Origin of the sequence: Arcobacter acticola, from assembly GCF_013177675.1 — a bacterium.
Taxonomy (GTDB): domain Bacteria; phylum Campylobacterota; class Campylobacteria; order Campylobacterales; family Arcobacteraceae; genus Aliarcobacter; species Aliarcobacter acticola.
This window is the reverse complement of the sequence record NZ_CP042652.1, coordinates 1324078-1337184: the sequence shown is the minus strand read 5'-3', so window position 1 is coordinate 1337184 and position 13107 is coordinate 1324078. Positions and strand designations below refer to the sequence as shown.

The window sequence follows — 13107 nt, the reverse complement described above, 5'->3', positions numbered from 1 at the left end:
TTACTCCTTTTCTTGAATTGAAGATTGGATTGGAAAAGTATTTTCTAATCTTTTTAATAAATTTGTCATTAGTTCTTCCTCTTGAAGTTGTTTTAGTGTGCTTTTAACAACATCATCTTTTGTTTTATCATAGTCTGAAATTTTTGAATTATTAATTCTATATAAAACAATTTTATTATCTAATTTAGCTATTCCTTCTTTTGTAGTAGAAGAGAATAATTGATTTAAGAACTTAGAAGCTTCTTGTTGCTCTAATCCTGTGATTTTAGTAATAGATTCTCTAGTAACTCCTAAAATATCTTCACCTTTAAAAGTTTTTAATTCACTAGCAGCTAATTCATCTAATTTTTTAGTTTTTAATGTTTTTTCATAATCAGAGCTAACACTAACTAGTGCATCTTCATATGATAATGGAGCTGATACATTCTTTTTATTTAATTTAACAATTACATATTTATTATCGTAAACAAAAGGCTTAATAATTTCACCCTCTTTAGATTCCAATATTTTAGCATTGTCTTCAGCTAAATATGGTAATTGTGATTCTTTGAAGTTAACAGTTGATTCAAGTTTTTCTTCATCTTTTTTAATTTTTAAATAAATTTTTAAAGCTTCAGTTTTTGTAAACTTCTCATCTAAATCTTTTATAATTTGATCTTTAGCTTCTTCTAATGATTTGATTTTTCCATCAGCGTGCTTATAATCAATTTTAAACTTTTCATAATGAGCATTGATATCTTCTTGTGAAGAATTAGATGATATTACTGGAATATCTTTATATACTAAATCATAAGAAACTTCAGACATATATGAGTTTTTGTTCTCTTCCCAATATTTTTTAATTTCATCATCTTTTAATTCTACGGAAATATCATTAAGACTTAAAATTTTGATTGAAATATCATCTTCTAAAAAGATTAATTTACTTAAGTTTTCAATTTCAGCACCATTTGGATTTAAATCAAATAATGATTGAACTTTTTGTAATAATAAACCTCTTTTTAATGACTCTTCAAAAGCTATTGGAGTCATTCTATTTTGAGCTAAAACTTTTATATAAGTATCTTTGTCAAATTTTCCATCTTTAATGAAAGCATCGTATTTTACTAACTCTTTTGCAATATCTTCATTTGTAACGTCAAGACCTAATGAGTCTGCGTATGATAAAATTAAATTTCTTTGTAAAACTTGTTTGTAAGCTACATCTTTTAATTTTAATTGCTCAGCTAGTTCTTTATTGAACATTGAACCAAACATTTTTGAATATTGTTCATAAAGATTAGAATACTCTTCTTGATATTCTTCAACTGATACTTCTCTCTCACCTACAACTGCTACAACTCCACCTTGTTTTCCATATTCATAAGAACCCCAACCAACAAAGCCAGCTCCGACAAACGCAATTGTGCTAATCCAAATAGTAATAACTAGCCATCTTTTATGTCTTTGCATCCACGTTATCATAAAATATTATCCTCTTAAAAATTTTAGATATGATACAAAATACTTGCTTTTATGTTTGTTAAACAATAATTTTTTCTATATTTTCTGAAATATTTTTTTGTTCTTTCTTCGATAGTAAGTCATTTATAACAGATTCTCTAATTGTTATTTCTAGTTTTTTACATGCACTTTTAAAAGCTTCTTCTTCTCCCACAATAAAACACATTTTTTTAGCTCTTGTTATTGCTGTGTATAAAAGTTTTGTATTGTGCATTATATAATGGGAAAAACTCATAGGAATCAATGCATTTTCATACTCCATTCCTTGGGTTTTATGAATTGTTAAGCAGTATGCTAAAGATAGTAATGAATGAACATTATCAAAATCATAAAAAACTACCATATCATCATTTGGATATAAAACAATACATTTTTCTTCATCGAAATCTAGTTTAATAATAAGTCCTAATTGACCATTATAAACTCTTCTTTCTAAAAAATCTGTTGATGCGCTTTTATACATACTCATAGTTTGAGCTTTCATATTTTCATTTTTTATATGAATTACTTTATCAGTTAATTTATATTCATAAACTTTAGATGTAAAAGCTTTTCCTTTTGTATGATTAAAAAGTTTTTGAAGTTGAATATTTAAATTATCAACACCTAATAAGCCTGCTTTCATCGGAGTTATTACTTGAAAAAGTATTAATGCTTTTGATATCTTTTTCTTTTTTATATATTCATAATATTTTTCAATATAGCCTGAAGAAATATTTAAAATATTATTCAAAATATATTCAGAATTTTCTCCTCTTAAATCTGCAAAATCATTTGAAGAAACAGAGTTTTTTTGTGAATAATAGTTTGATATTGAAACATCTATAAATTTGAAATCTTCATAATCTTCTTTAAAAGCAGGAACTTCACCTTTTCTAATATCATTTGCAATTACTGCAATTGCTTGATTTTCACTTTGTCTATAAATTTTAGTTAATTTACAAATAGGAGCTAGTTCAAATTTTATAGAATCAGCGAGTACATTTCCAGCACCAATTGCAGGTAACTGTCCATCATCTCCTACGATTATAAATATTGTATCATCATCAATTTTTGAGATTATTTGATAAAAAGTAACAGAATTTACCATTGATGCTTCATCTAATAAAATAGCTTTGTAAGGGAAAAAATCTTTCTCTTTATGCTTCATTAAAAGAGATTGAATAGTTGATGAATTGTATCCTGTAGTATCAGCAATCCTTTGAGAAGCTATTCCTGAAAGTGCTATTGTCATAATATCATCATAAGACATTGTTTCTTCAAGAAGTTCTAATATAGCTCTACTTGAAGTTGATTTACCAGTTCCTGCGTAACCTATTAAAAATAATGTTTTATCTCCATTATTTATAAGTTCAACTGCTTTTTTTTGCTCAGGACTTAACTCAAAACCTAAGGTTTCTTGTTTTTTTATAAGATATTCATCAAATGTAGCAATGATTTTTCTATTTTTTTCATCTTTTCTTCTTTGGAAAAATTCAAGTATTCTTTTTTCTGCATAATAAAGCATTGATAAAGAGTATCTGTTTTCACTTGTTACAAATAAATCTTCATCCACAAGCATTTTTGAAATTGCTTGCTCATACAAAAGCTCTTCATTATGAAATCTCAAAGAATCATCTAGAAGTTTATATAAGTGAAATTTATCAATAGAAGAGTTTCCATTGTTATCACAAAATTCTCTTAGAGTATAGTTTAAACAGGCCATTATTCTAAATTCACTTCGAGGATCGATTCCTAGTGATTTAGCTATTTCATCAGCTCTTTTAAATCCTATTCCTTTTATGTTTATTAAAATATAAGGATTAGCTTTTATTTTTTCGATTAAATTATCAATTTCACCTAAAGAGGCATATATTTTAGTAATAAGATTTGAAGTAACACCAAATTTTGCAAGAAATGAACCCAACTCTCTTAGGTGCTTAAATTTTTGCCAAGAAGAAACTATGGTTTGAAGCTTTTTTTCTTTTATCCCTTTGAAATCCAATAACTCTTGAGGTTTTTCATTTAGTATTTCAACAAGTTCTTCTTCTGTATATTTTTCAAGAAGTTCATGGGCAAATTTTTTACCAACTCCTTTTACAATTTTTGTAAGAAAAAAGAATATCTCTGCTTCTTTTAGTTCTAAAGTATCAAATTCAAATTGAACACCATATTTTTTATGGGTTGTCCAATTTCCTTTTAAAATAACTTCTTCACCAACTATTTTTTCAATATCTGTATCAAAATATGCTCCACATATTTTTTGATTATTTTCTAAAACTGCTATTATGTATTTTGTTTCTTCATTTTTGTATAAAACTTTTTTTATAACTCCTGATAATTTGAAACTTTTATACTCTTCTTGACCCATTAATATCCGTCATTAAAACTTTGGTTTTTATGTTTATCTTTTTTATATGAACTTCTATTTTTTTCTTTTTGTAAAAGATTCGCATCTTTTAATAGATTTGCTCTTTCTTCTTCAAAAGTTTTACTATGTTCATTTACATAAAACATTGTTCTATTTATATAATCTTTTAAATCTGTATAATAATCTGAATATAAATCTATCTCTTTTGTTTTAGTAAATTCTTCATAATTTTTTATAGTTCGTTGAATAAATAAATCTTTATCGAAATTATCTAATTTTAATAAAGAAACAGTTCTTGTAAAAAACTTTTCTAAAACCCTTATATATTTTATTCTTTGTTGTTTTTCATTTATTTCATATATCATTTTATTAGCTCTTCTAAATTTTCAATAGGTCTTGCAATCACAGCAGTGTTTCCTTTTATTATAATTGGTCTTTCAATTAATATTGGATTTGCAATCATTATATCAATAAGTTTTTCTTCATCACTTATGGTATTTAGTTTTAGTTCTTTATAAATATCTTCACCTGTTCTTAAAAGTTCAGAGGCTTTCATATTTAATTTTTTTAAAACTTCTTTTAATTGCTCTTTTGAGGGAGTGTTTTCAAGATATTTCACAACATCAGCATTGATACCTTTTTCTTCTAAAAGGGTCATTGCGTTTCTTGATTTTGAGCATCTTGGATTATGCCAGATTTGAATGTTTTGCATATTTTATACCTAATATTATATTAGTGTTTATTATATCCAAAACTTATTTTACAGAAGATAAATATCACATTTTGTAATATTTTATCTTAGAAAGTACTACTAATTCCTAGAGTTGGACCTTTGTATTCAATTATATACCCATCATCATCTTCTATTGTTCTATTTTTATATCCTGCATTGATTATTAAATTATCATTATTAAATATTTTATAACCTAGACTTAAATAATATTCATATGCACTTTTTATATTTCCACTATTTTTCCCATAAAAGCCACCATATTCAACTTGAAGTTGGTTTTGTGAATTTTTTAAATGAAGTTCTAGTGTGGCAAATTTTTCATTATCTTTTCCATCTTCAATAGCAATACCTTTTAGTGTTGTGCTGTTGAATGCCAATCCAATATTTGCATTTAAAAATTTATATAAATATGCTACTCTATACCAATTAGTATCAAATTCTTCACTATTTACATTAAAATAATCAGCTTTTATTGTATGCTCATTCTTATATGTTAAAGAAAATTCAGGAATAATTTCATGACTTTTATTATTAATATTTAATTTATCAACACTTGTAGTTACATTCATATAAGAAATTTTAGGAGTTACAGAAAAATCTTTAGAAAAAGAATTATCACTATATTTCACTTCATCTTTTAAAATATTCTCATTTTTATACTCTTTTATTAATGTTTTATTTACTGTTTTAGTATTTGGTATTATTTCTTTTTTCTCTTTTATATTTTCAATAATATTTGGTTTTGTTTCTTTTATTTCAACTTCTTCAAGTGGTTCTATTACTTCATCACTTTCTTGAGATACACTTTTGTAATTATTTGTTTCAACTTGACTGTTTTGCTTGTTTATATTAGTTTTATTTACGAAGTTATACTCTTCTTTTTTACTATGTGATAACTCACTTACAGGTATATAATCACCACTTGCAAACAGTGATAAAGTTAAAAAAGGAAGAACTACTATTTTTTTCATAAAACATCTCCGGTTATAATTAAGTTATTATTTTATCTAAGCTTTAATAAATACTTTATAAGAAATTATTTAAATAATTATATTTTCAAAATTTTCTTTTATGTAATCAGCCACTCTAAAAGAATTTGCATATATAGTCCAAGTAAAAGGTACACTTCCACCCGTTGGCATAAAACTTCCATCTGTTACAAAAAGATTTGAAACTTCATGTGATTGGCAATACTTATTTAAAACTGAAGTTTTAGGATTATCTCCAAATCTACAACCACCTGCTTGTAGGTTTGAAGATGGAAGTGCTGAAATAATAGAAACTATATCTTTACCACCCATCTTTTCAAATACTTTTAGAGCTTTCTCTTTTAAAAAGTTTGCAGCTTTAAGATCTTGTTCATGGCTTCCAATTCTTATATTTGCTACAGGGATTCCATACTTATCTTTATATTTTTCATCTACACTTATAAAGGAGTTGTCATTTGGTGTCCAATCTAAAAACAACTCCATATTTAAAGTTCTAGTTTTAGTAAGTCTTTCAAATATACTATTTTGTAATTTCTCACCAATAACTAATTCATCATTTTCATCATATCTTAAAAAGGATGCTCTTCTTATGGGATTTGCGTGTTCAAAAAGTATATCAATAGTTCCACCTTTAAATTTTTCGCTGTAATACCAATCCATAATTGATCTATTTACAAAAAGTCCTGAAGCTAATAAATCTTTTAAAGGTAAATTTGACTCATCAAAGGTAGCACTTACTATTCCACCACTACTTGATAGAAAGTTTTTTCCTACATTTCCACTATTATTTGCAAGGCCTTTGGGAAAGTTTTCATCTTTTGAATTTAATAAAAGTCTTGATGTTTCAACTGCTTGAGCAGCAATTACAAAAAGCTTTGCTTTTATCTCTTTTTTACTTCCATCTTTTGTTAAATAAATAGCCGATTCAATTTTTTTATCTTTTGAAGTATTTAATTTTATTACAAAGGCATTTGGAATTATTTTTACGTTATTTGTTACTAGTGCATCTTTTATTAATGAAGCTCTTGAGCTTCCTTTTGCAGCACTTGAACATGCATATGAACCACAATAATTGGAATAATAACAAGGATTTCTATGCTCTTTTTGCCTTGAGAGTATTGCCCTTGGTGTTTTTATTGTTTTATAATTTAACTCACGACAAGCTTTATCTATTAATTCTACTATTTTATTCTCTTGTAATGGTGCATATGGAAAATCTTTTGTACTTCGTGGCTCCACAAATTCATATTCTTGAACTTCACCTGAAACGCCTACAATTCTTTCAACTTTTTCATAGTATTTTTCCATATCATCATAACTTATAGGCCAATCAACAATATTAGAATTTTGAGCAATTCCATAGGTAGATGCAAGTTTAAAATCATTTGGTTTAAGTCTGTGAAAATATCCACTCATAAAGTTTGAAGAACCTCCAAGAAGATTCCCATTCCAAAAACTCCAAGCTGTTTCATATGTTGGAAACTTTTGCCATGAACCCTCGACAAACTCTTCAATAGTGTGATATTCATCTTTTAAACTTGGAGTGTAAATTGGACGCCTGACAACAGCTATTTCATCTTTTGAAAAATCTTTTTCATTGTAAATATCACCTTTTTCTAGAACGCAAATACTCAAACCATTTCGACTGAGTTCATAAATAATAGGGCCAGCCCCTGCTCCACTTCCAATAACACAGACATCATAAATCATATTTTTTCTCCATAAAGCTTTATTGGCCTTGGATATCCAATATTATGATTAACACTAAGCCATCCTCTTTGATTAGAGTTTCCACCATATAAAGGATCACTAAACATAGCTTCTATTCCATAATATGAAAGTTTTGAAATCCATGATTTAGCATATTGACTCTTTTTTATTATTGAAAAAATAAGTTCTTTTTTTTCTTCTTTATCTAAACTCAAAAATTCTGGAAAACTACTTTGAAAATCTTTTGTTCCATCAATTATTAAAACCTTATCATCATTATCAAAACTTTTATGGGAAATATTTTTAACTAAATAATTTAAAGCTTCAAACTCTTTTGCACTAGGCATTGTATTTGTTTTTGGAAATATAATATTTAAAACTTCATCTAAAATCAATAATGAATCTTTTGAGAATTCCCTCGCAATAACAATATTTGAGTAGAACAATAAAGCAGTAATAGTGGTGAATTTTATAAATTTTCTTCTTTTCATAAAAAAATTATAACTAAAAAAGTGTTTATAAAGTATTTAGATATGATATACTTTTGTATGTTAGTTTCAAATAATACATCATTAAATATACTATTGCCAAATGATAACAAAGCTTTAAAAGAGGTTTTAAAAGAAGCCGATTCAAAAAGCTTAGATCAAATGCTAAAAAATAATTCTACTTCTGTAAAAGATGTTATAAAAGAATTGTTTGATGGCTTAAAAAGTGGAACGAAATCAAATGCAACAATAGAGAATGTCCTAAAGAACTCTACTGTTTTTAAAGAAATGGGAAATGTATCAAGTAATCTTAGTACTTTAATGGATGATATTTCACAGGATGAAAATTTACAAAAATTTAAACCTCAAATAGAAAGCTTCTTAAAAAATATTAAAGATATGGATGCAAGTACTTTAAAAGAACAAATAAGTAAATCAGGTGTTTTTTTAGAATCAAAAATGACTCAAACTCCTAATGCAAAAATTGAAAATATTTTAAATCAAATACAAAATTTAGTAAAAAATGTTGATACCACACAAGCAAAGCAAGTAAATGAATTACTTACAAAAACTTTCCAAAGCTCAAATACCACTGAATTGTCAAGTAATTTAAAAACACTTACCTCTTCTTTACAAAATTTAAGTAATACTTTAAATACATCCCAAACACAAAATTTATCAACACTTACAAATCAATTAAAAGAGTTTATAAGTAATGGTGCTTTACTTGAATCAAAAGTAGAAAATAATACAGCAAATTTAAATCCACAAAATAAAGAAACAATAACTGCTCAAACAAAAGATTTACTAACTCAAATAAAAAATGATTTAATACAAAATCCAAGTTCAATAAATAAAGATACACTAAGTCAAGTACAAAATCTAGTAAAAAACATGGATATGCCAGAAGCAAAACAGATAAATGAAGTTATAGCAAAAATTATTCAAAATCCAAGTAGTAGCGATACTTCAAGTAATTTAAGAACTCTTACTTCATCTTTAGAAAATTTAACTAATTCTTTAAGTACATCTCAAACTCAAAATAAAGAAGCAATAAATGCACAAACAAAAGATTTATTAACTCAAATAAAAAATGAACTAGTTCAAAATCCAAGTATTGCAAGTAAGAATACGCTTACATTGATTGATAACTTATTAAAAATGGATAATTTATTTGTTAAAGGTGAAAATATACAAAATATATTAAATCAAAATAATATAAGTACTTTTTCAAATAATTTCTCATCAAATCTAAGCCCTTTATTAACCAATCTAAAAGAAAGTCTTGAAACCTTAAACCCAAATAGCACTACAGTACAAACTCATATTTCAAAACTAGTTGAAAATGTAGAAAATCTAATAAAAGATTTAGCATATCCAAAAGCTCAATCAAGTAATATTTCAGATGATATGAAGTCTATTTTACTACAAATACAAGATGAAGTTAGTTCTAAAACTGATCCAAAATCACAAGATTTAGCAAGACAAGTGGATAAATTATTAACTCAAATAGATTATCATCAATTAGCCTCAATAACTTCTAACTCAAATAATGTATATTTACCATTTTTTTGGGAAATGCTTGATGAGGGTAATATCTCCATGAAAAAAACTGATGAAGATAAGTTTTATTGTCAAATAAATTTAACCCTAAAAGATTTTGGAAAAGTTGATTTAATGCTTGCAATGTATGATAAAAATAAAATTGATTTAACAATCTATGCTCAAAGAGAACATTTTAAAACAGCTATTAGAGATAATATGCAATCATTAAAAGTTGCTTTAAATAGTGTAGACCTAATTCCTGTGAATATTAAGCTTTTAGATTTAAAAGAAGAACAAGTAGAGAAAAAAGATCCAGCTCAAACTTATATGGAAAACAGCTATTCACAAACAATAAGTTCAAGTATTGATATAAGGGCATAAAATGGAAAAGAATATAACACAAAAAGCAATTGCCTTAAAATATGATATTGAAAAAGACAATGCACCAAAAATCACTGCAAAAGGTAAAGGTGAAACAGCTTCAAATATTATAAAAATTGCAAAAGAGCATGATATACCAATAAAAGAAGATGCAGATTTAATAGAACTTCTATCACAAATTGATATAGATAAAGAGATTCCAGGATCTATGTATAAAGCTGTGGCTGAAATATTTTCTTTTATCTATGATTTATCAAATAATAAAAAAGATATTGATAGTAAACTCAAAGAGAAAACAACAAATTCCCTTATAAATAAGTTTTGATATTCATATAAGACTTTTTATACTATAATCCAAACTTATTCAAAATAAAATATTAGATACATATGACAAGAAACAACCTAGATAATCCATTTTTTTTATTTATAGTATTATTAATTGCAATAACAATAAACACTATTGCATCTATACATTTTTTATTAGTGATGCTTGCTGGAATTTTATTTACAGCATTTTATAGATGTCTTAGAAAAAGATATTTATATTCACTAGCATTTGTAATCATATCATTTTTATTTATCGAAATAAATACAGGATTAAAGCCATTTTCTTTAACTCTTTTATCCTTATTTATCTATATTTTTATTCTTCCAAAAGAAGAAAATTCAATGTCTTATAGTGCAGGAAATAGTTATATTTATATAATATTTTTTTACATAGGACTTATTATTATGTGGGCTATATCATTTGGATTAACTGAGGATATATTTATCGCTTTAGTTATAAATACAATAATAGATCTACTATTTTTAGGAGCCTTTCTTTGAAAATAAGATTAATTATAATTTTTCTTGTAATTTTTACAATTGTTATTACTTTACTTTCAAGAGTATATTTTTTAAGTATAAAATCAAACACATATTATGAAGAATTATCAAAAAATAATTATATAAACAGAGTTAATAAAATACCAATTCGTGGAATCATAGAAGATAGAAATGGTGAAAAACTAGCAATTAATGAAATGGGTTTTACTATTTTAATAAAACCTCATTTAAGCTCATACAAATATAAAGAGCAATTAGAAAATATTATTGATTTAATAGTAAAACATTTTCCAAAATATGAAAAAGAAAAACTATTGAAAGAGTATAAAAAAGCTGATTCTTCTTATAATCATGATTTCATTGAAATAATTGATTATATTCCTTATGATGAATTTTTCTCAAAATATACAATCTTAGCATCTAAGGAAGATATCAAAATTGAATCTTCAACAAAAAGATATTATCCACAAAAAGAAGTAGCTTCTCATATAATTGGATATGTAGGAAAAGCTTCTAAAATTGATATTTTGAATAATGAGTTATCTTCATTTAATGGAATAATTGGTAAAAATGGTTTAGAAAAGTACTATAACACCAAGCTTCAAGGGGAAATGGGTTATAAAGATGTAAAAGTAAATGCTTTAAATAAAGAGATTGAAATTTTAGATGAAAAAGAACCATCAATAGATAATAACATCAAAATCACTTTAGACATAAATCTTCAAAAATATATTCAAGAAATTTTTACTGGAAAAAGTGGAGCTGTTATTGTGATGGATGCAAAAAATGGTGAAATATTATCTGCTGCATCATTTCCTGAGTTTGATAATAATATTTTTGCACGTGGAATTTCAGTAAAAGAATGGAATGATATGAGAAACGATTTTAATCATCCATTTACAAATAAAATAATAAATGGACTTTATCCTCCTGGATCTGTTATAAAAATGGGTGTTGCTTTATCATTTTTAGAAAACAATATAAAAGACAACTTTAATGTAAACTGCTCAGGATCTATTACAATTGGAAATAGAAATTTTAGATGTTGGAAATCAACAGGACATGGAAATGTTGGATTTAGAAAAGCAATTGCTGAAAGTTGTGATGATTTCTTTTATAAGGGGAGTTTAAAAATTGGTATCAATAAAATATCTAGCACCCTTGATAAGTTAGGATTTGGTCAACAAACTGGTGTTGATCAAATTAATGAATTTTTTGGAGTAAATCCAAATAAAGAATGGAAAGAAAAGAAATATAATCAACCTTGGTATGTAGGTGAAACAGTAATTTCATCAATCGGGCAAGGAAATGTATTAGTAACACCTTTACAAATTGCTAGATATACAAGTTATATAGCAACAGGGAAACTTCCTAAACCACACTTTTATAAAGCAACATATGAAGAGCCCAAAGAATTAGATATACCACTTGAGTATTTAGATGTGCTAAGAAAAGGAATGTATGATGTTTCATATGCAGCAAAAGGAACAGCTAGTAAACATATCAATTCTAAAATTACAATTGCTTCAAAAACAGGAACAGCGCAAGTTGTATCTATTCCTCAATCTGAAAAAGTAAGAATGAAAGAGAGTGAGTTACAATATTATCAAAGATCTCATGCATGGATAACAACTTATGCTCCTTTTAAAAATCCACAATATGTTGTAACAGTTATAGAAGAACATGGTGGACATGGTGGAGAAGCAGCAGGAGATATTGCTAGTAAAATCTATGACAGATTATATGAATTAGGTTATATTACAAGTGAAGAGTAAGCCTAGTTCTTGATTATATCGTTTTAAACATTTTTTGGATAACATTGAACTCATTTTTTAGATAGGATTTTTTTTGAAAATTATAGTTACCTTATTACTTTTATCTATTTTTGCATTTGCAGAAGATACAGCACCAATAGTAAACTTGTCTGTTTCTGGAATTAACGAACCTGCACAATTTGTAAAAACTATAAATATAGCTATAATTTTAACATTAATGGCATTAGCACCTACGCTAATACTAATGGTTACTTCATTTACAAGAATTATAATAGTATTCTCACTTCTAAGACAAGCAATGGGATTACAACAAACTCCTCCTACTCAAATAGTAATATCTTTATCATTAATCTTAACAATCTTTATCATGGAACCTTATGGAAAGAAATCATGGGAAGATGGTATTAAACCATATATGGATGAAAAAATTGGTTATGAAGTTGCCTTTGAAAGAGGTATAAAACCTTTTAAAGAATTTATGATAAAAAATACAAGAGAAGATGATTTAGCACTTTTTTATAGAATAAAAAAAGAACCTAATCCTAAAAATATAGACGCTGTTCCATTAACTCTTTTAATGCCAGCATTTATAGTAAGTGAACTAAGAACTGCTTTTGAAATAGGATTTTTAATCTTTTTACCATTTTTAGTTATAGATATAATTGTGGCTTCAATTTTAATGAGTCTAGGGATGATGATGCTTCCACCTGTTATGATATCCCTACCCATAAAAATTATCTTTTTTATAGTAATTGATGGCTGGCAATTAATAATTGGTAATCTGGCCCAAAGCTTTAAATAAGCC

At 26.1% G+C, this 13107-nt stretch carries 12 protein-coding genes; 5 read left to right on the top strand and 7 right to left on the bottom strand.

Annotation, left to right across the window (positions count from 1 at the left end):
* The 7 genes from AACT_RS06880 to AACT_RS06850 all read right to left on the bottom strand — a co-directional run bounded on the left by AACT_RS06880 (position 1) and on the right by AACT_RS06850 (position 7776).
* Entirely contained in the window at positions 1-1464 is a 1464-nt protein-coding gene (locus AACT_RS06880) for a peptidylprolyl isomerase (RefSeq protein WP_172126101.1), read from the bottom strand.
* Positions 1465-1522: 58 nt separating this feature from the next.
* The gene (locus AACT_RS06875; RefSeq protein WP_172126100.1) at positions 1523-3853 is read right to left on the bottom strand and encodes an AAA family ATPase; all 2331 of its coding nucleotides are present in this window, start codon (positions 3851-3853) and stop codon (positions 1523-1525) included.
* Positions 3853-4218 (bottom strand): hypothetical protein, encoded by a 366-nt coding sequence (locus AACT_RS06870; protein ID WP_172126099.1) that lies wholly within the window; start codon positions 4216-4218, stop codon positions 3853-3855. Before AACT_RS06870 ends, AACT_RS06875 begins: the two co-directional genes overlap by 1 nt.
* Complete coding sequence (arsC, locus tag AACT_RS06865) at positions 4215-4565, bottom strand: arsenate reductase (glutaredoxin) (protein WP_172126098.1); 351 nt, start codon at positions 4563-4565, stop codon at positions 4215-4217. The genes AACT_RS06870 and arsC overlap by 4 nt, the downstream gene beginning before the upstream one ends.
* Before the next feature lie 86 nt (positions 4566-4651).
* Positions 4652-5557: a hypothetical protein gene (locus AACT_RS06860; protein WP_172126097.1), complete on the bottom strand. Its 906-nt coding sequence runs from the start codon at positions 5555-5557 to the stop codon at positions 4652-4654.
* 69 nt (positions 5558-5626) lie between these two features.
* Positions 5627-7285: a GMC family oxidoreductase gene (locus AACT_RS06855; protein ID WP_172126096.1), complete on the bottom strand. Its 1659-nt coding sequence runs from the start codon at positions 7283-7285 to the stop codon at positions 5627-5629.
* Positions 7282-7776, bottom strand: coding sequence for a gluconate 2-dehydrogenase subunit 3 family protein (locus AACT_RS06850; protein WP_172126095.1), 495 nt, complete (start codon positions 7774-7776; stop codon positions 7282-7284). Before AACT_RS06850 ends, AACT_RS06855 begins: the two co-directional genes overlap by 4 nt.
* 42 nt (positions 7777-7818) lie before the next feature.
* Between AACT_RS06850 and fliK the strand changes: the two genes are divergently transcribed.
* The 5 genes from fliK to fliP all read left to right on the top strand — a co-directional run bounded on the left by fliK (position 7819) and on the right by fliP (position 13104).
* Complete coding sequence (fliK, locus tag AACT_RS06845) at positions 7819-9699, top strand: flagellar hook-length control protein FliK (RefSeq protein WP_172126094.1); 1881 nt, start codon at positions 7819-7821, stop codon at positions 9697-9699.
* Position 9700: 1 nt separating this feature from the next.
* Positions 9701-10024 carry an EscU/YscU/HrcU family type III secretion system export apparatus switch protein gene (locus AACT_RS06840; RefSeq protein ID WP_172126093.1) on the top strand — a complete coding sequence of 108 codons (324 nt, stop codon included), beginning with the start codon at positions 9701-9703 and terminating at the stop codon, positions 10022-10024.
* Between the two features lie 62 nt (positions 10025-10086).
* Positions 10087-10527: a hypothetical protein gene (locus tag AACT_RS06835; protein WP_172126092.1), complete on the top strand. Its 441-nt coding sequence runs from the start codon at positions 10087-10089 to the stop codon at positions 10525-10527.
* On the top strand, positions 10524-12302 hold the full coding sequence (gene mrdA / locus AACT_RS06830) for a penicillin-binding protein 2 (protein ID WP_172126091.1): 1779 nt from the start codon (positions 10524-10526) through the stop codon (positions 12300-12302). The genes AACT_RS06835 and mrdA overlap by 4 nt, the downstream gene beginning before the upstream one ends.
* Positions 12303-12375: 73 nt before the next feature.
* Positions 12376-13104, top strand: a complete 729-nt coding sequence (gene fliP, locus AACT_RS06825) for a flagellar type III secretion system pore protein FliP (protein ID WP_172126090.1) — start codon at positions 12376-12378, stop codon at positions 13102-13104.
* The last annotated feature ends 3 nt before the right edge of the window (positions 13105-13107 follow it).

Coding starts and splice junctions, on each gene's coding strand:
- arsC (WP_172126098.1), bottom strand. CDS start 4,565: ATGCAAAACATTCAAATCTGGCATAATCCAAGATGCTCAAAATCAAGA.
- AACT_RS06840 (WP_172126093.1), top strand. CDS start 9,701: ATGGAAAAGAATATAACACAAAAAGCAATTGCCTTAAAATATGATATT.
- AACT_RS06870 (WP_172126099.1), bottom strand. CDS start 4,218: ATGATATATGAAATAAATGAAAAACAACAAAGAATAAAATATATAAGG.
- AACT_RS06875 (WP_172126100.1), bottom strand. CDS start 3,853: ATGGGTCAAGAAGAGTATAAAAGTTTCAAATTATCAGGAGTTATAAAA.
- AACT_RS06855 (WP_172126096.1), bottom strand. CDS start 7,285: ATGATTTATGATGTCTGTGTTATTGGAAGTGGAGCAGGGGCTGGCCCT.
- AACT_RS06850 (WP_172126095.1), bottom strand. CDS start 7,776: ATGAAAAGAAGAAAATTTATAAAATTCACCACTATTACTGCTTTATTG.
- AACT_RS06880 (WP_172126101.1), bottom strand. CDS start 1,464: ATGATAACGTGGATGCAAAGACATAAAAGATGGCTAGTTATTACTATT.
- AACT_RS06835 (WP_172126092.1), top strand. CDS start 10,087: ATGACAAGAAACAACCTAGATAATCCATTTTTTTTATTTATAGTATTA.
- fliK (WP_172126094.1), top strand. CDS start 7,819: ATGATATACTTTTGTATGTTAGTTTCAAATAATACATCATTAAATATA.
- AACT_RS06860 (WP_172126097.1), bottom strand. CDS start 5,557: ATGAAAAAAATAGTAGTTCTTCCTTTTTTAACTTTATCACTGTTTGCA.